Genomic DNA, 17,109 nt, shown 5'->3' with positions numbered 1-17,109 from the left:
AGGCACTGGAAAAGAAAAACAGGTAAACGGGTGGCCGAATCACTTCAACGCGCTAATGATTCGGTTCAATCGAATCACCCATCCCTGCAGGAGCATTGAATGGCCGCCAAGGATACAAACGAAGACAGCAAATCCGACGAGCAGGAACAGGAAATCTCGCTGGACATGAGCCAGACTCAGGTCAAGAAGATGATCGCCGAGGCTCGTGAGAAAGGCTACATCACCTACGACCAGCTCAATCAGGTCCTGCCGCCTGATCAGGTCAGCTCGGAACAGATCGAAGACGTTATGTCGATGCTGTCCGAGATGGGGATCAACATCATCGAAGATGAAGAGGCGGAAGAGGAAGAGAATAAAGGCTCGACCGACCTGATCACAACGGAAAGCAACCGTGAGGTCACGCTGGCCGGTGCCGCCGCAGAAAAGCTTGATCGTACCGATGACCCGGTGCGCATGTATCTGCGCGAAATGGGTTCGGTCGAACTGCTCAGCCGTGAGGGCGAGATTGCTATCGCCAAGCGGATCGAGGCTGGTCGTAATACGATGATCCTGGGGCTTTGTGAAAGCCCACTGACCTTCCAGGCGATTACGATCTGGCATGATGAATTGCTGTCCGAAGACATTCTGCTGCGCGACGTCATTGATCTGGAGGCCACTTTCGGCAATCAGATGGACGAAGACGGCGATGTCGAAGAGCCGGTCGTCGACACTTCGACCGTGCAGGCCGCAAAGCCCGCCAAAGAAGAAGGCCCCGAGCTGGATGCCGATGGCAACCCGATTGCGACCGATGATGACGATGACGAAGACGAGCAGGCGAACATGTCGCTGGCTGCTATGGAAGCTGCTCTGAAAGATCAGGTTCTGACTACGCTCGAGCGTATTTCGACTGATTTTGCGATGCTGAGCGAAATGCAGGACAGCCGGATTTCGGCAACCCTGAACGAAGACGGCACATTCAGCGACACGGACGAAGCGACCTATCAGAAGCTGCGCGCCGAGATTGTCGAGCTGGTGAACGGCCTTCATCTGCACAACAACCGGATCGATGCTTTGATCGACCAGCTCTATGGCATCAATCGTCGGATCATGTCGCTGGACAGCTCGATGGTGAAGCTGGCGGATCAGGCCCGCATCAACCGTCGCGAATTTGTTGACGCCTATCGTGGGCGTGAACTGGACCCGAACTGGCTGGCAGAGATGGCTGAAAAGCCGGGCCGGGGCTGGCAGATGTTCATCGAACGCTCGACCTCCAAGGTCGAGGAACTGCGCAACGATATGGCTCAGGTCGGGCAATATGTTGGCCTGGACATCAGCGAATTCCGCCGCATCGTACAGCAGGTCCAGAAAGGCGAGAAAGAGGCGCGCCAGGCCAAGAAAGAAATGGTCGAAGCCAACCTGCGTCTGGTGATCTCGATCGCCAAAAAATACACGAACCGTGGTCTGCAATTCCTTGATCTTATTCAGGAAGGTAACATTGGCCTGATGAAGGCCGTAGACAAGTTCGAATACCGCCGCGGGTATAAGTTCTCGACCTACGCCACCTGGTGGATCCGTCAGGCGATCACCCGGTCCATCGCGGATCAGGCACGCACGATCCGTATCCCAGTCCATATGATCGAGACGATCAACAAGTTGGTTCGGACCGGACGTCAGATGCTGCATGAAATCGGCCGCGAGCCGACGCCGGAAGAACTGGCCGAAAAGCTGCAGATGCCGCTGGAGAAGGTCCGCAAGGTGATGAAGATCGCCAAGGAACCGATCAGCCTGGAAACGCCGATTGGCGACGAAGAAGACAGCCAGCTTGGCGATTTCATCGAGGACAAGAATGCTGTGCTGCCGCTGGACAGTGCTATTCAGGAAAACCTCAAGGAAACGACCACGCGTGTTCTGGCCTCACTTACCCCGCGGGAAGAACGGGTTCTGCGGATGCGGTTTGGCATCGGTATGAACACGGACCACACCCTGGAAGAGGTCGGCCAACAGTTCAGCGTGACTCGCGAACGTATCCGTCAGATCGAGGCGAAGGCGCTGCGAAAACTGAAACACCCCAGCAGGTCGCGAAAGTTGCGGTCGTTCCTGGATCAGTAACCTAGAAAAGGCGCCTCGACCGAGGCGCCTTTTTCGTTTGAAACCACTGTTCACGGTGGCTTGTAGAAACATCAATTTGGCGAGAACTCACAAGAAGCCCGCTGCGCGTCTTCCTATATCCGCAATGTCCACTCATGGGACGGGCCGGGGCGAGGCTGCAAGGCTGACGACCCCCGGCTACCTCAAAGTTACGATCAAGGATCCAGGCGGCTGCGAAAAGCGCTGGGCGCGCGACCCGTCCACCGTTTGAAAGCGGTGGAAAAGGCGGGTTGGTCTGCGTAGCCAAGTGAGAATGCAATTTCAGATAGCTGCATACCGTTGGTGATGAAAGTTTGGGCCAGATCACAGCGCAGATCGTCTGCGATCTCTCGATAGCTTGACCCTTCATCCTTTAGCCGGCGTGCAAATGTTCGCGGGCTCATGCCGAGATTGGCGGCTATGTCATCGGCTTGCGGAAAATTCCCCGGCATCGAACGTGTAATCAGACCCTCGACCTGCGCCCGCAATTTTTGCTTAGGCGAGGCCCGCTCTGCCAAGACGCGTTCCCCGTACTCAATCAGATGCTCTCGAAGCATCGGGTCATATGTGGGCACGGGAAGATCCAGAGATGAAGGCGACAGAACAATCTCTAGGTTTTCTGCTCCAAACTCTACCGAAAATCCTGCAAGCTTTTGAAATAGATTTCTTTTCTCTCCAACCTCGTGTTGAAAGCGAATTGCTATGGGGTGGAAGTCTGACTGCGTCAGGTTCCGCATTCGCGCCAGTGTCCCAAACATCAAAAACTCTGTGCGTCTGTGATACCGGGCAAAACTTGCGTCTTCCCAATCCGCCTCGAAGGACACAAAGTTCCCGGCATGGCGCAGACTGAAGGTGATTGTGGGATCTATGATGCGCGAGAAGCGGGTTGTGTTTTCAAACACCTGTCGGAGGTCACGAGAGTACTTGCTGATATAGGCCGTAATACTAGAGGCCGAACTGACTTTCGAACCCGCATAGGCGGCAAAAGTTATGTCGCGCATAGCGTCGCAGGCATATCTGATGAACATCGCCTCAGTTTGCGCACTGTAGACTGTAGTGGGGGGAGCGATTGCCGCTCGGCTTAGACCGCTGCCTTCCAAAAGCTGGTCTGCTAACTCTGGGCCGCCCGAACGCTCATCTACCGTTCGGGTCAGGTGTTGAATTCTGGCAATATCAAGCTCCATATCCAATTCTTAATGCTTTCGCGAAAAATTTGAACCCAGTTTGCACGGGTGCAGGCAAACCCATCTGGCAGGTTTTCACAAGTTTCTGGCACTTTTCAGCAAGGATATAGCAACGCAAAGGCATAGTTACCTCGTGTTGTCGGGTCAGCACCTTGTGGGGATGAGGGTAGAGCTCCGGTCGTCTCAGACTAGCGATCGGTGGCTCCCCGGCACGTTTCATCTGAAAACCTACGTGTCGCATTGCGGATTTTACCCTTCAATGGCACGGTCCGGTTGTGGCGAAATTGATCTGGTATCCAATGCAAGACCGGGCGATCTCAGATGTGGGAACCGAGCAGAACCTCATCGTTTTTGATGGAGAATGCGTGCTGTGTTCTCGGTTTTTCAGGTTCATGCTGTGGGCTGACACAAAGAAGCGGTTCAAGTTTGTAATTGCCCAGTCCCCCATAGGACAAAGCCTTTACCGGCAACTCGGCCTGCCCACCGACGAGTTTGAAACCAATCTTGTGATCGTTGACGGTGTTGTGCATCAGCGCTTGGATGCTTTTGCTGCTGCAATGCGCAGCTTACCCGCTTTGTGGCCTGTTCTGTCGGCCTGTCGATTTCTTCCGCGGTTTTTGAAGGATCCGCTTTATCATTTCATCGCGCGCCACCGATTTGCATTCTTTGGACGGTTCGAAACGTGCTTGGTTCCGGATTCATCCCTGAAAGCGCGGTTCTTCCCCGGAGGGTATGCGTGAGGCCGGACCCATTTCTGCAGGCCCTTCCTGCCAATTCTGAGGTGCCGGATGCGGTTCGAAAATTCCACAGTGAAACGGCAGAGTTTACAGGATTATGCAGCATCCAAAGAGGAACCGGGTGGTTGACCTCTTTGTCATTGTGGTTGGGTGGGTTTCCTCCCGATGCAGATACTCAGACGGTCCGCATTCGAACCAAACTCAATGGCCAGGAATGGGAATGGTTCAGAGATTTTGGCGGGCATGAGACGCTGTCTCATCTGGTCTACGACGCAGACAGGCGGTGCGTGAAAGAGAGGATCGGAGGGCTGACCATCTGGATGCGCCCACAGGTTCGAGGTCAAAAGCTGCATTTGAACATCCTGCGCCTCACTCTATTGCGGGTGCCATGCCCGAACTTTCTTTTACCGCGTTCGGCGACGGTAGAATGGCAGGATGATCAAGGCCGGTTTCGGTTCGATGTTTCGGCAGAAATGCCGATGTTGGGTCAACTGATCAGATATCGGGGCTGGCTGATGCCGGTTCACGTAAATAGGAACAATGCCTGAATTGAACGTGAGGTGGCTTTGCCATGGCCTCCTGCAATCTACTTTAATATTTATCAAGAAACATGAGAGAGTAGCATTATGAAAAAAGTGATCACATCTGCGGTTCTGGCCGCCGCCTCGTTGTTTGAACCGGGGGCGGTGACAGCAGCACCAAACGGTTTTCAGACTGTTGCAGTAAACGACAAAGTGTTTGAGGTGATCCCGCGCGCGCGTAGGGATGTGGATGGCTATTGGTGCGCTGCTGCAGATTTTGCTCGTCGCAGCTTGGGGGCAGGGTGGCAGCAGAATATCTATGTTGTGCGTGGATATGGCCCAAGCGAAGCCACCGGTCGCCGCACGGCGGTCCAATTCTCGTTGACCCCTCCAGCAAATGTCGAGCAGAGCACAAGCTTTGTTTCCATTGGTTTCCAGCCGGGGCAGAGCAGGTCCGTCCAGAACGCGAATGGCCTGTGTTTCCGGCAGCCAATTTTTGATTAAAGAAGGTAAGACCCGCGTTTTGCAGACCGAGTTTATAATTTCAACGCAGGGGCCGGGGCTGTATGAGTTCACCTCGGGTATACGAGACTGGCTTGCCCCAAGCGGTCGCGACGGATTGTTGACCCTGTTTGTGCGCCATACCTCGTGTTCTCTGGCCATTCAGGAAAATGCGGACCCCGAGGTGCGGACGGATTTGCAGGCCTTTTTCGAACGTCTAGTGCCACCGGCGGATGATCCGTCGATGGCGTATTTAAGGCACACCTATGAGGGGCCAGACGATATGCCAGCACATATCAAAGCTGCGTTGCTGCCTGTGTCCTTGGGCATTCCTGTCGCCGCAGGGGTGCCCATGCTGGGGACATGGCAGGGCGTTTATCTGTTTGAACACCGGACCCAATCACACAACCGACGCGTCGCTGCGCATTTCGCGTGACCCCTTTATTTAGCGGTAAAAATTTCCGACTACCCAAATCCTAGAGGCTGCCCTATAGTTGTGGATAAGTGGGCCACAGCGCTTACTAAAAGAGGCGGAACAAGAGACGAGGAGACGGCGGATGCGCTGCCCGTTTTGCGGAAATATCGACACTCAGGTCAAAGATTCACGCCCGGCAGAGGATCATGTCGCGATCCGCAGGCGCCGTTTCTGCCCGGCTTGCGGCGGACGGTTCACCACCTATGAACGCGTTCAGTTACGCGATCTGGTTGTGATCAAAACCAATGGAAAACGCGAGGATTTCGATCGAGACAAGCTGGAACGGTCGATCCGTATCTCGATGCAGAAACGCCCGATTGATCCGGAACGCATTGATCAGATGATCTCGGGTATTGTGCGACGGCTGGAAAGCATGGGCGATACCGACATTCCGTCCAGCAAGATCGGTGAAATTGTTATGGAAGCTCTGGCGCGGATCGACACCGTTGCCTATGTTCGGTTTGCAAGCGTGTATAAGAATTTCCAGGCGGCCGATGATTTCGAGGAGTTTGTCCACGAACTGCGCCCGCCGCAGCCTTCGACGGACGAGTGAGCGAAACAGATAAGCGATATATGGCGCTGGCCCTTGCCTTGGGGCGGCGCGGACAGGGGACGTGCTGGCCCAACCCATCCGTTGGCTGCGTACTCGTACAGGACGGGCGGATTGTTGGGCGTGGTTGGACGCAACCTGGTGGTCGGCCACATGCGGAAACCGAAGCGTTAAGACAGGCGGGATCGCAGGCGCGTGGCGCGACTGCTTATGTCTCGCTTGAACCCTGCGCCCATCACGGACAGACCCCGCCTTGCGCTCAGGCCTTGATTGAGGCCGGTGTGGCGCGTGTTGTTTCAGCCATCGAAGACAGTGATCCGCGTGTTGCCGGGCAGGGCTTTGCCATGCTGCGCGAGGCTGGGATTGACGTGACAACCGGTGTTCTTGCGGATCAGGCGGCCCGCGACCACGCCGGTTTCTTTCTAAAGACCGAACAGGGCCGGCCATTTGTCACGCTTAAACTGGCCAGCAGTTTTGACGGGCGCATTGCGACCGAAAGCGGCCATAGTCAGTGGATTACGGGTCAGACCTCGCGGCGGGCTGTTCATGCCATGCGGGCAACGCATGATGCCGTTATGGTTGGGGCGGGTACAGCGCGTGTAGACGACCCCTCTCTGACAGTTCGGGATCTTGGGATTGAACGTCAGCCTGTGCGCGTCGTCGTTTCGCGCCATCTGGATATCCCGTTGATGGGTCAACTGGCACGCACCGCCTCGAAAATTCCGGTGTGGTTGTGCCATGGTCCGTCACCGGATGCCGAACGTGCAAAAGCGTGGGAAGGACTGGGCGCAAGGCTTATCCCCTGCGCGTTACGCGATCATCACATTGACGCCGCTGACCTGTTGCTGCAGTTGGGGCAGGAGGGTTTGACCCGCGTCTTTTGCGAGGGCGGATCATCCCTGGCTGCGTCGCTTTTGGTGGATGAACTGGTTGATGAGTTGATCGGCTTCAGTGCCGGGCTTGCGATTGGTGCCGAAGGATTGCCTGCCATCGGGGCGCTTGGTATGGATCGTCTGGATGAGGCCCCACGGTTTGAACTGCTGGAGACCCGCATCATCGGTCAGGACGTGATGCATCGCTGGGCGCGGGCATTGCGCTAAAGGCGCCAGAGATGCGCCTGTGTTGCGAAAACGCCCTGTAGTTTCGAGAGCAGTCTAAGGCCATGACCCGATCGGCTCTGGTAGCCGTCTGTCAGCCTTTCCAATACCACTTCCGGAGGGCAGGGCATGCCGGTGACAGGGTCCAGATACCTCGGGTAATCGATCAGTGCGGCATGAATCAATCCCAGCAGGGAGGGCCGTGCACCACGACGGGCGGGGACGGACCCCAAATCCTGCGTCAAACCCCAACCAGCATAAAAGGGTGCGCCGAGCGTTGTGACCGGCAATCCGCGCATCAGCGCCTCGAACCCTAGCAGAGAGGTCATGGTCCAGACCTCCTGAACCTCACCCAACAATGCGGCGGGGTCGGTGTTCTTGACGATCAGGTCTGCTAGCCCCTCAGCTTCGGCCTCACCTTCACGCAGGCCAGCTTCGACATCTGGATGCGGTTTATAGATCAGAACGGCGGTCGGGTTCATCTCTCGGGCCGTGCGCAGAAGTTCAGTATTGGTGCGAACGGTGCTGGTTCCAAACAGGATCGAGGCATCGTCCTCGACCTGTCCGGGCACCAGAATGCGGTGACCTTTTGGCAAGTCCGGAACCGGGCCGCCGGTGTTATATTTGCTGACCGCTCCGGCGATAATCTGTGTCACCAACCGCTCGGCCCGCAATTCCTGATCCGGCCGCAGGGTCTCCCGCTTGGCGATCATCTCTTCCAACCTGCTGGGTTTGGTCGGGTCGTAATAGATCCCAAGGTCATCCAGCGACAGCGACAGAGGCGGCACAAGGCTGGCCCCCAACCCACGGGACCGAACGAAGCCATCCTCGACCCGTGTGACGTTTTCCATATCACGGCCGTGCCGCGCCCAAACCATGTGGGGACGATCTGGGTTTTCGGGAACGTCAGGTGTGAATTTTACCTTTTTCTCGCGCCCAAACATGTGCTGCAGGTGCCTGCGTTTCCAAAGCCGCATCCCGGATGCCGTCCAGCCCTTGTGATCTTGTCGCCAGGCGCGGGTCAGACCTTCAAGCGTGTCCAGCACGGATTCGAATTCGCACAGCTGATCCCGATAGGGATCGTACCACTTGGGATAAAGAACCATGGTGGCGGCGAAGAGTTGCGCGCGCGTCAGGTTTCGTTGGCGTCTTGGGAAATGGGCTTCGTCTTGGGTAAGACCCCATCCGGCGTAAAACGGTTGGCCGAAGACGCGGGGTTTGTGACCGGCCAATATGGCCTCGAACCCAAGTTGCGAGGACAGGGTGTAGACGCCCACAGCGCCCTCTAACAAGGTCCAGGGGCTGATGGCGCTGTGCTGAAAGGATACGCGGTCGGTCAGATCATCGGCAGAGTAATATCCGGGCCGGTGCCCTGCGATCGTGTCGGGGTGGGATTTGATCAGAACGGTCGCGCCGGGGTTCTCCTCTTGCGCCATAACCAGCATCTCGCGGAACCGGGCCTCATCGCCACCGCTTGCCCTTACAGAAGCATCGTCGCGTGCTTGATCGACAACCAGGACATACCCTGGGTCCGGCGCAGGGGTCGCGGGATCATAGGCGGAATACTTACTCAGATGTAGTTCGCGCAGCCGCGCCATCCCGCCACGTGCCCGGTTCAGCAGGGCCGTATTATCCAACGGGTCGGTCGCAAGAAGTGTTTCCAGATCCGAAGGCTGTGTTGGATCAAAATGCACACCGCTGCGATCAAGCAGCAGACCCAGCGGAGCCTCGCCACTGCGTCCTGAGTGCAGAGATCGCAGGAATGCATCCTCTACGCGCAAGATCGGAGCATTGTATTTGGTCGCTATACGCAGTCCACGATGTGCCGTCGGGCTATTGCCCCAGATACCCACCAGATCCGACCCTTTGGGCGTGCCGATGCCGATATCATACCCGGTCAGTGACAGAATTCTCCGCACGCGCGCGGCTGTCAGAAATCCGCCATTATAGACCAAAAGACGACTGCGTTCGGCCTTGGCATGCGTTCCTTGTGGAACGGAGGGCATCATCCGCCTGTCAGGGTCGTGACATTGGCAAGCGGGGTCAGGCCACCGGCGATCAACGAGATGGATTTGCTCCATTGCGCGTAAGGTGCTTCGGTGACGTAAATTGTGTCATCATCGCGGATGACAAAGTCACGGGCGATGAAAAGGCCATTGGGAGCTGTTAGGTTCAGCACGTAGATCATGCGCTGCTCTCCCTGCAGGTCCGGTTTTCCCATGACTGACCGGACAATGTCCTGCCGTTCCTTTCGTAGAACGAAAATACCGGTCGGGTCCGAAGACAGGGGCTGTAAGCCACCAACCTGTGCCAGCGCTTCCAGCGCGGACAGATCCTGACTGTCGAATGCCACGCGCGACTGACCGCCCGTCGCCCCCAAGGCGACATAGGACCGGTTGTCGGCTTCGACTAGAATGCGGTCGCCACCCCGCAGGGCAACGTCAAATTCCGGGTTGCGGAACAAGTCATTGTACCAGACCGTCCCTTTTTGATTGCCTCGGATCAGTGTCACCAGGGCGATATCGGACCCTTCGATCACACCGCCAGCCCGTGTCAGCATTCCGGCCAGTGTGCGGGTTGGTCGTTCGATCGGATAGATCCCGGGTGCGGACAGGGTGCCCGATAGTGAGACGGTTGATCCGTCCCCGGCGATACGGCGCACTTCAACCTGAGGATCAGGGGTCTGGTCCTGGAGCTTTTCCGTGATCAACATGCGAAGCTGTTCCGGCGTGTTTCCGGCTGCGCGCAGGCGCCCGGCATAGGGAACAAAGATGAAGCCCTCGCTGTCGACCTGTACCTCTTCCAGGGATGTTGAGGCACCGGTCTCTCCGGATAACAGCCCGTCATCCACGTTTTCCCAGATTGTCAGGCCCAGTACATCACCCGGACGAACCGTGTCGGCGGTCAGGTTCTGAGCGCTACGGAAGGTTTGCGAGAACCCGTATTGAGGCACTGCGGACGTGACCTGCGCCACCCGGTCGTCAACCTCAACAACATAGGCGTTTCCACCTTTCGTGGTCGAACCGGCAAGGATTTCGGATTTGTTTGGGCCAGTTTTAGGTAGTTGGCACGCGGCCAGCAGGCCAAGAGCGGCCACAAGGGTTACACCCCGTCCCCATCGGATTGGAAAGCGCTGCACTGCCGAATATCCTCGAACGTCTTGGTTTTGGTCTTTTGTTTCCAGCAGCGTACTTGTTTCCAACTGCAATCGCCAGCATCAAGAGGGGTGATTTACTCAACGATCCTCAACTGTGGCGTCCGCGCCTCTTTGTCGGTCAGCACGGATTGGTAGGGATCTTTCGCCCTTAGCATCATATCCACGGCGCGCCTAAGCAACTGTCGCCGCCCACGGCGTGAATAAAACCCGCCGGGGACCTGACTGGTTTCAAGCAGAAAACGCCTATAGCTTTGATAGGCTTCGGTATCGGGGATATCTGGATTGGAAAAGAAATCAGTGATCGGTTGGCTGGAAACAAATTCGGGCTTGTCATAGACCGATTTGCCAAAGGCGCGCAGAGGAATGCCGCGCCACAATACCTGCTGACCCGCAGTTGAATTGATCGTCACGGCCGAGCTCGCTTCGGTGAGCAATGTGGCCAGTTTGCCCCCGGGTACATAATGGACCCGATCAGCGATACCCAGTGTTTTGGCCAGTTTTCGTGCCACCTGGCGCAATGGTTCCCGATGATTTTCCAGCGGGTGTTCTTTGATGACCAGATGATGGTGCGTTGGTGCGCCATTTGCAAAACCGTGCAGTACCTGCTCAAGAAACTCGGACATGCAGTCAAAGTCCGAGTGTGACTGAACCGAACTGTCATGTCCCAGTTGCAGCAATGCCAAGTGATAGGGAAACCCGCCCCGCCGGACTCGCTCCGTCGCCATACGCCGCCGGATTCTGTGGAACGGCATCATTGCCAGCCGTTTGAAATACAGCCTGAACTCTTTCGAAACCGGTAGGTCACGGTGGGTTCGAAAATTGCGATACTTGCCGTTCAGGAACAGAACAAACCAATGATACAGCGCGCCATAGAAAATATGCTGTCGCATATCACCCCAATGCGTCGGAGGGGGCGGCATCGGCGCATCAGTACGCTCCAGCGCTCGCTGCATCTGGGTAACTTCCAGATTCATCAGATGCGAATTGCCATTCGTACCTGTGCGTTCGTAGGTGACCCACCAGGGCCTCAGATACCCTTCTTCGAAAACATGAACAGTGATCCCGTGGGCGCGGGCGATGCGGATGGCTTGGGCGTGGATTGGACGCGTATCGCCATACAGGACTATGTCTGTCACCTCGCGGCCGACAACCAGGTCAACAAATTTTACCGGCCAGTTCTCGGGTTTGCCAGCATAGGGAATAAAGCTGGCCTTATCAGACCAGAAGGCCTGATCCCCGGCGTTAAAACCCACGCGCCACACCTCGGAACCCGCTGCGCGCAGGATCTTACCAAGCGCGCCAAAAAACGGCCCGTGCGGTCCTTGCAGGAAAAGAAATACGCGTTTTTGCGCAGCGCCGTTGAGTGGTGACATTTCTGCTGCTCTTGTCGTTAGATGAGAAATTATGCCTGTTTGTCGTATTTGCGGCAACCTGGGGCTTGCCCGTAGGCGCGCTTACGCTTACCTCGACGGTGAGCGCTGGCATCAGGTTAGAAACAGAGGGTTAACGCAATGTTTACGGGGATCGTCACAGATATCGGCACCATCACCGAACTGGAGCAGCAAGGCGATCTGCGGGCGCGGATCAAAACCGCCTACAATACCCCGGGGATTGATATTGGTGCATCCATTGCCAGCGACGGCGTTTGCCTGACAGTCATCGCATTGGGCGAAGACTGGTATGATGTGCAAATCAGCGCGGAAACCGTTTCGAAAACCAATCTGGATCGCTGGACCGTCGGCAAACGTGTCAATCTGGAACGCGCGCTGAAGGTCGGAGATGAGTTGGGCGGTCATATCGTGTCTGGTCATGTTGATGGCGTCGCAGAAGTGGTCGCCGTTCTGGACGAGGGCGACAGCACGCGGGTAACCTTGCGCGCACCCAAAGATCTGGCTCGCTTCATTGCGCCCAAGGGATCAGTTGCGCTGAACGGTACTTCTTTGACCGTAAACGATGTGGACGGGTGCGATTTTGGTATCAACTTCATTCCGCACACCAAAGAGGTGACGACCTGGGGGGATGTCGGCATCGGCGACCGGGTCAATCTTGAGATCGACACGCTGGCTCGCTATGTCGCGCGCCTCGCTGAAATGTCATAGTCCACAACTCAACGTCGCGTCTGACCGGAACGGTGCCGCATGCGGTCTGGTCTTTGACCGCGCGGTGGTCTATCCACCCGGTCAAACTTGGCATGTGAAAGGCTGCCCCATGAGCTTTGAAACTCCCGGACCGGTCGAGGCCCAGCTGCGCGCGGCAATCAGCCCGATCAAAGAGATCATCGACGAGGCGCGCAGAGGCCGGATGTATATCCTGGTTGATCACGAAGATCGCGAGAATGAGGGCGATCTGGTGATTGCCGCCGAGTTCGCTGATGCTGAGGCAATTAATTTCATGGCCACCCATGGTCGTGGCCTGATCTGCCTGCCGATGACGGCGGAACGGATTGACACGTTGGGTCTGCCGATGATGGCGGTGAACAACTCGTCACGTCATGAGACCGCGTTCACCGTGTCGATTGAAGCGCGCGAGGGAGTGTCGACTGGCATTTCCGCTGGTGACCGGGCGCTGACCGTGGCGACTGCGATCAACGAGCAAAACACGATGGTCCATATCGCCACGCCGGGTCACGTCTTCCCCTTGCGGGCCAAGCGGGGCGGGGTGCTGGTGCGCGCGGGCCATACCGAGGCCGCCGTTGATATCTCACGCCTGGCCGGGCTGAACCCTTCGGGCGTGATCTGCGAGATCATGAACCCTGACGGAACCATGGCGCGGCTGCCTGACCTGGTCGAATTCGCCAAGGAACACGGGTTGAAGATCGGCACGATTAGCGACTTGATCGCCTATCGGTCGCGCAATGACAATCTGGTGGTTGAGACATCTCGTGAAACCGTCACATCCGAATATGGCGGCGATTGGGAAATGCGGATTTTCACCGATCAGACTCATGGCATCGAACATGTCGTGATGGTCAAGGGTGACATCACCACACCCGAGCCGGTTTTGACCCGGACCCATGCGCTGCACGAGGCGCCCGACATTCTGGGTCTTGGCCCGAAATCCTCACGTGAGCTGCCGCGCGCGATGGAAAAGATTGCGGATGAAGGGCGCGGTGTGGTCTGTCTGTTCCGCCAACCGCGCAACTCGCTCTATGCGGCTGAAGATGAGGGCCCACGCACCATCAAACAAACCGGTCTGGGGGCGCAGATCCTGTCCAAGATGGGGATCCAGGAACTTGTGCTGCTGACCGACTCGCCGGAAACCGTTTATCTCGGGCTCGACGCTTTTGGCCTGTCCATTGTCGGGACCCGTTCAATCCTCAGGGAGGACTGATTGTGGCTGAACAAGACAAACACGGCGTGTTGCCGACACCGAGTTTCGACAAACCCGTCAAGCTGTTGATCGTTGTGGCCCCGTTCTATCGCGCCATCGCTGACAATTTGGTGGCTGGCGCAAAGGCCGAGATCGAAGGGGCAGGCGGCACCTGTGATGTGGTCGAAGTGCCCGGCGCCTTGGAAATCCCGACGGCTATCGCCATGGCGGACCGTCAGTGCAATTTTGACGGCTATGTCGCGCTGGGCTGTGTCATTCGCGGAGAGACCACGCATTACGAAACCGTCTGCAACGACTCCAGCCGTGCCATCCAACTGATGGGTCTGCAGGGGCTGTGCATCGGCAACGGTATACTGACAGTCGAGAATGACAATCAGGCCGAAGTGCGCGCCAATCCGGAAAAAATGAATAAAGGGGGTGGGGCTGCCGCTGCGGCCTTGCATCTGATCGCGCTCAGCCGTAAGTGGGGCTCTTCCAAAAAGGGCGTCGGGTTCAAGCCGCCGTCCGAGTCCATCCTTGTGGCGGGCGACAGCAACGGACCCACAACAGCATGACCAAGACAGACGCGCCAAAACCGGCCAACCAGAAACGCCTGATGAAATCCGCCGCTCGGCTCTATGCCGTGCAGGCGCTGTTCCAGATGGAGCAATCGGGTCAGACAACCGATCAGGTTGTGACCGAGTTTCTGGATCACCGCTTTGGCGCCGTCTATGAGGGCGAGGAAATGCTGGACGGCGATATTCGCCTGTTCCGCAAGCTGGTTGAAGATGCGGTCAATTATCAGGCGCCGATCGATCAGATGACCGATCGCGCTTTGGTTGCCAAATGGCCGATTGCCCGGATCGACCCGACCCTGCGCGCGGCCTTCCGGGCCGCCGGAGCAGAGCTGACACAGAACGACACACCGCCCAAGGTGGTCATCACTGAATTCGTCGATGTGGCGCGGGCCTTCTTCCCCGAAGGTAAAGAGACCAAATTTGTCAACGCAGTGCTGGATCACATGGCGCACGAGGCCAAGCCCGAGGCGTTCTGACGCGTTTACACGGATCAAGTATGCGTTAAACTGAATATTACAGCGCAATGAGGTCCGCCATGCCCAAACTGATCCGTTTGTATATCACGCAAGTGGCCTGGGGCTTTGCCATCTCGGCAATTTTTGTCGGGGTGCTTCTGGCCCTGAATGTCGCCAACCTGCGTCATCTGATTACTGGTTCTGATATCGGCCTGGTTGCTCTGGCGATGATCTGGTTCATGAACGGGATCGTCTTTGCCGGTGTACAGTTTGCCTATGCCATTATGAGCATGGCCGAAAAACCCGGCGGTCCGCGCGGTGGAACGCCGGTTTCTGTCAGGCTAAAGCCTGCCTTGATCAAACAAGAGGCACGTACTGGGCGTTAAGACAGGTGACACGCCGGCTGAGGTGGACGCAGAGCTTGCCCGCCGTAATTGGTAGGTCAGGGCGTCAGTTTTAGTCTGACTGCGTTGTGACTTTTGTCTGACAGGGTTCGGGTCATTCGGCAGACAAGGCGACACCCTCCACGGTAACCCTGTGCATCAATCGTCGAAATCCATGATAGTCATTGACCGCTTTGTGCCATGTGGCCCGGTTGTCCCAGATGGTCATGTCGCCTGTTTGCCAACGAATGCGGCATTGGAACTCGGGTTGCTGGCAATGGTCATATAGCATTGCAAGGATGGCTGCTGATTCATCAGCGCTCAGGCCTTCGATATGGGTTGTGAACACTGGATTCACATAAATACCGCGCCGCCCGCTGAGGGGGTGTTTTATGATCACAGGATGTCGCGCGTCTTGGGTGGCTGCCTGTGCATTGCTTAGCCGACCACTTTGCGCCGCTTCACTGTCCTGTGTGCTTGTTCCAAAAACGTGCCGAGAGGAATGAACCGCCCAGAGCCCATCCAGAAAGCTCCGCATGGTAGGTGACAGCGCCTCATAAGCCGCACCCATCGAGACGAACAGCGTGTCGCCTCCAAAGGGCGGGGTTTCCAAAGCATGCAGGATAGACCCCATCGCCGGGATTTGGTCGTAGGAATGATCGGTATGCCAGCCCTCTCCGATGGCCTCTTTCTGATCCTTTTCCTTCAGCACCATAGCGATTTCTGGATGCCCATCGACCGGCCTGAAGAAGCGGTTGATGTTGATCGCGCCAAAGCGTTGGGCAAACGCCAGATGCTCATCCGGGCCGACATCCTGCGCTCTGAGTACGATGACAGAGTGCTGAGCAAAGGCCGTATGAATGGCGTCGAACAGGCTGCCGTCTCGGATATCGGCGCCGATGATCTCTGCGCCCACACCGCCGGTAAGTGGTCTGATGTCCATCTGCTTTCTCCCTGAGTTTCAAACGCAGGGTAGCGCATTGCTAAAGGTCGAAAAAACTGATTTAAAATTTGTAAAGAGAAGATTTTATTGATGATACGTTTCACTTTGCGCCAGTTGTCGTTCTTCGCCGAGACGGCGCGATGTGGCGGTATCGCGCAGGCAGCCAGGAACCTGAATGTTTCGGCCGCCGCTATTTCATCGGCAATCGACAAACTCGAAGATGTCACTGGTTTGACGTTGTTTGATCGCTTTCCCGCACGCGGGATGAGGTTGACCCGCGTTGGCGCAGCCTTTTTGACGGATTCCGAAGCGTTGCTGATGCAAGCAGGCGCGCTCGGCAATCGGGCCGCTGTGATGGCTGAGGGTAAAACAGGGTCTATTGTGATCGGGACACACTATGCAATTGCGCAGAAGATCATTCTACCAGCTGTTCTGGCTTTTCGCCAAAGCCATCCCGGTATCCGCATCGAGGTTGTTGAGGATGATTTCCCGAACCTCGTTGCTGCGCTGGATGCGGGCGAGTTGGACGCGCTTGTGGTGTTTGATCAAGGGTTTGATCCCCAACGTCATCACGTTGAAGTACTTAAAGAACTGGCGCCTCTGGTTTTACTTCCGGCCTCCCACCCTATGGCGCATGCCGACAGCGTACAGCTTGAGCAGCTGACAGGCTTGCCCTACATTGCAGTGTCGCGTTCCGGTCCGGGTCCAAGCTATCTTGACCTGTTGCAGGCCGCCGGGCTTGATCCAGAAGTGCCGCTGACCTCGCAATCACGAGAGTTGGTGCATGCCTATGTTGGCAAAGGGCTTGGGTTCACGCTGGTTGGTTTTCCGCCAGAGGCGAGCCGCACGATAGAAGGCGATGCGGTCGTCGCGCGTCCGTTGGCACAGGATATCGGGTATTTTAATGTTGTGATTGTGCAGCCCCGCGCCATTCGGCAACCCGAACCCGTAAAAGCATTTCTTGATGCCTGTCTGCTCCAGGTATGATTAGCGCGATCTGGCCCGCAGGTCAGAACCCAGAGCTCGTAAATCCGGCTATTTCCTGCCGGAGTTTGGATCGAGTGTGGCGGGACCACCAGTCAACCGTGCGGTTTGATTCCCGAGGACCTGTAT

General features: G+C 56.7%; 18 protein-coding genes. 13 read left to right on the top strand and 5 right to left on the bottom strand.

Translation table 11 applies throughout. The features are described from left to right. Positions 1-99 precede the first annotated feature (99 nt). Positions 100-2,088, top strand: a complete 1,989-nt coding sequence (gene rpoD, locus AC2FHX_RS05595) for an RNA polymerase sigma factor RpoD (protein WP_142634659.1) — start codon at positions 100-102, stop codon at positions 2,086-2,088. Between the two features lie 194 nt (positions 2,089-2,282). Here the strand turns inward: rpoD and AC2FHX_RS05590 are convergent, their stop codons facing one another. Continuing rightward, positions 2,283-3,290: a helix-turn-helix domain-containing protein gene (locus AC2FHX_RS05590; protein ID WP_496700000.1), complete on the bottom strand. Its 1,008-nt coding sequence runs from the start codon at positions 3,288-3,290 to the stop codon at positions 2,283-2,285. A gap of 275 nt (positions 3,291-3,565) precedes the next feature. On the opposite strand from AC2FHX_RS05590, the gene AC2FHX_RS05585 reads away from it, so the two are divergent. From AC2FHX_RS05585 to ribD, 6 genes are all read left to right on the top strand, one after another. Continuing rightward, positions 3,566-4,030: a thiol-disulfide oxidoreductase DCC family protein gene (locus tag AC2FHX_RS05585; protein WP_496700002.1), complete on the top strand. Its 465-nt coding sequence runs from the start codon at positions 3,566-3,568 to the stop codon at positions 4,028-4,030. After that, positions 3,973-4,575 (top strand): DUF4166 domain-containing protein, encoded by a 603-nt coding sequence (locus AC2FHX_RS05580; RefSeq protein WP_496730517.1) that lies wholly within the window; start codon positions 3,973-3,975, stop codon positions 4,573-4,575. Before AC2FHX_RS05585 ends, AC2FHX_RS05580 begins: the two co-directional genes overlap by 58 nt. A gap of 78 nt (positions 4,576-4,653) precedes the next feature. Then, entirely contained in the window at positions 4,654-5,052 is a 399-nt protein-coding gene (locus AC2FHX_RS05575) for a hypothetical protein (RefSeq protein WP_496700004.1), read from the top strand. A gap of 19 nt (positions 5,053-5,071) precedes the next feature. Further along, complete coding sequence (locus AC2FHX_RS05570; RefSeq protein WP_142635160.1) at positions 5,072-5,485, top strand: secondary thiamine-phosphate synthase enzyme YjbQ; 414 nt, start codon at positions 5,072-5,074, stop codon at positions 5,483-5,485. 121 nt (positions 5,486-5,606) lie between these two features. Further along, positions 5,607-6,077, top strand: a complete 471-nt coding sequence (nrdR, locus tag AC2FHX_RS05565) for a transcriptional regulator NrdR (RefSeq protein ID WP_142634651.1) — start codon at positions 5,607-5,609, stop codon at positions 6,075-6,077. Next, a complete protein-coding gene (gene ribD, locus AC2FHX_RS05560; protein WP_496700006.1) occupies positions 6,074-7,174 on the top strand; it encodes a bifunctional diaminohydroxyphosphoribosylaminopyrimidine deaminase/5-amino-6-(5-phosphoribosylamino)uracil reductase RibD in 1,101 nt (366 codons plus the stop codon). Before nrdR ends, ribD begins: the two co-directional genes overlap by 4 nt. On the opposite strand, the gene AC2FHX_RS05555 is transcribed toward ribD, so the two are convergent. The 3 genes from AC2FHX_RS05555 to AC2FHX_RS05545 all read right to left on the bottom strand — a co-directional run bounded on the left by AC2FHX_RS05555 (position 7,171) and on the right by AC2FHX_RS05545 (position 11,701). Continuing rightward, on the bottom strand, positions 7,171-9,177 hold the full coding sequence (locus AC2FHX_RS05555; protein ID WP_496700008.1) for a capsule polysaccharide biogenesis protein: 2,007 nt from the start codon (positions 9,175-9,177) through the stop codon (positions 7,171-7,173). The two genes, ribD and AC2FHX_RS05555, sit on opposite strands and share 4 nt — an antisense overlap. Next, positions 9,177-10,310 carry a polysaccharide biosynthesis/export family protein gene (locus AC2FHX_RS05550; RefSeq protein ID WP_142634645.1) on the bottom strand — a complete coding sequence of 378 codons (1,134 nt, stop codon included), beginning with the start codon at positions 10,308-10,310 and terminating at the stop codon, positions 9,177-9,179. The genes AC2FHX_RS05555 and AC2FHX_RS05550 overlap by 1 nt, the downstream gene beginning before the upstream one ends. A 92-nt stretch (positions 10,311-10,402) precedes the next feature. Further along, positions 10,403-11,701 (bottom strand): capsule polysaccharide biogenesis protein, encoded by a 1,299-nt coding sequence (locus AC2FHX_RS05545; protein WP_496700010.1) that lies wholly within the window; start codon positions 11,699-11,701, stop codon positions 10,403-10,405. A gap of 138 nt (positions 11,702-11,839) precedes the next feature. On the opposite strand from AC2FHX_RS05545, the gene AC2FHX_RS05540 reads away from it, so the two are divergent. From AC2FHX_RS05540 to AC2FHX_RS05520, 5 genes are all read left to right on the top strand, one after another. Then, entirely contained in the window at positions 11,840-12,427 is a 588-nt protein-coding gene (locus tag AC2FHX_RS05540; RefSeq protein WP_142634640.1) for a riboflavin synthase, read from the top strand. Between the two features lie 109 nt (positions 12,428-12,536). After that, positions 12,537-13,658, top strand: a complete 1,122-nt coding sequence (gene ribB, locus AC2FHX_RS05535; protein ID WP_281972327.1) for a 3,4-dihydroxy-2-butanone-4-phosphate synthase — start codon at positions 12,537-12,539, stop codon at positions 13,656-13,658. Between the two features lie 2 nt (positions 13,659-13,660). Further along, a complete protein-coding gene (locus tag AC2FHX_RS05530) occupies positions 13,661-14,212 on the top strand; it encodes a 6,7-dimethyl-8-ribityllumazine synthase (RefSeq protein ID WP_496700011.1) in 552 nt (183 codons plus the stop codon). Then, positions 14,209-14,691 carry a transcription antitermination factor NusB gene (gene nusB / locus AC2FHX_RS05525; RefSeq protein ID WP_142634634.1) on the top strand — a complete coding sequence of 161 codons (483 nt, stop codon included), beginning with the start codon at positions 14,209-14,211 and terminating at the stop codon, positions 14,689-14,691. Before AC2FHX_RS05530 ends, nusB begins: the two co-directional genes overlap by 4 nt. 59 nt (positions 14,692-14,750) lie before the next feature. Further along, positions 14,751-15,056 carry a hypothetical protein gene (locus tag AC2FHX_RS05520; RefSeq protein WP_142634632.1) on the top strand — a complete coding sequence of 102 codons (306 nt, stop codon included), beginning with the start codon at positions 14,751-14,753 and terminating at the stop codon, positions 15,054-15,056. A 112-nt stretch (positions 15,057-15,168) separates the two neighbouring features. Here AC2FHX_RS05520 and AC2FHX_RS05515 read toward each other — a convergent pair whose 3' ends face one another. Beyond that, positions 15,169-15,996, bottom strand: coding sequence for a TauD/TfdA dioxygenase family protein (locus tag AC2FHX_RS05515; RefSeq protein ID WP_142634630.1), 828 nt, complete (start codon positions 15,994-15,996; stop codon positions 15,169-15,171). Between the two features lie 90 nt (positions 15,997-16,086). On the opposite strand from AC2FHX_RS05515, the gene AC2FHX_RS05510 reads away from it, so the two are divergent. Then, positions 16,087-16,983: a LysR family transcriptional regulator gene (locus tag AC2FHX_RS05510; RefSeq protein WP_496700013.1), complete on the top strand. Its 897-nt coding sequence runs from the start codon at positions 16,087-16,089 to the stop codon at positions 16,981-16,983. Positions 16,984-17,109 lie beyond the last annotated feature (126 nt).

The organism is Ruegeria sp. CDSC042 (assembly GCF_059610745.1).
This window is presented reverse-complemented; position numbering and strand designations above follow the sequence as displayed.

Excerpts from the sequence above, each read along its gene's own strand:
- AC2FHX_RS05590 (WP_496700000.1), bottom strand. The coding sequence starts at position 3,290 with ATGGAGCTTGATATTGCCAGAATTCAACACCTGACCCGAACGGTAGAT.
- AC2FHX_RS05540 (WP_142634640.1), top strand. The coding sequence starts at position 11,840 with ATGTTTACGGGGATCGTCACAGATATCGGCACCATCACCGAACTGGAG.
- AC2FHX_RS05510 (WP_496700013.1), top strand. The coding sequence starts at position 16,087 with ATGATACGTTTCACTTTGCGCCAGTTGTCGTTCTTCGCCGAGACGGCG.
- AC2FHX_RS05575 (WP_496700004.1), top strand. The coding sequence starts at position 4,654 with ATGAAAAAAGTGATCACATCTGCGGTTCTGGCCGCCGCCTCGTTGTTT.
- rpoD (WP_142634659.1), top strand. The coding sequence starts at position 100 with ATGGCCGCCAAGGATACAAACGAAGACAGCAAATCCGACGAGCAGGAA.
- ribB (WP_281972327.1), top strand. The coding sequence starts at position 12,537 with ATGAGCTTTGAAACTCCCGGACCGGTCGAGGCCCAGCTGCGCGCGGCA.
- nrdR (WP_142634651.1), top strand. The coding sequence starts at position 5,607 with ATGCGCTGCCCGTTTTGCGGAAATATCGACACTCAGGTCAAAGATTCA.
- AC2FHX_RS05520 (WP_142634632.1), top strand. The coding sequence starts at position 14,751 with ATGCCCAAACTGATCCGTTTGTATATCACGCAAGTGGCCTGGGGCTTT.
- AC2FHX_RS05515 (WP_142634630.1), bottom strand. The coding sequence starts at position 15,996 with ATGGACATCAGACCACTTACCGGCGGTGTGGGCGCAGAGATCATCGGC.
- AC2FHX_RS05545 (WP_496700010.1), bottom strand. The coding sequence starts at position 11,701 with ATGTCACCACTCAACGGCGCTGCGCAAAAACGCGTATTTCTTTTCCTG.
- AC2FHX_RS05555 (WP_496700008.1), bottom strand. The coding sequence starts at position 9,177 with ATGCCCTCCGTTCCACAAGGAACGCATGCCAAGGCCGAACGCAGTCGT.
- nusB (WP_142634634.1), top strand. The coding sequence starts at position 14,209 with ATGACCAAGACAGACGCGCCAAAACCGGCCAACCAGAAACGCCTGATG.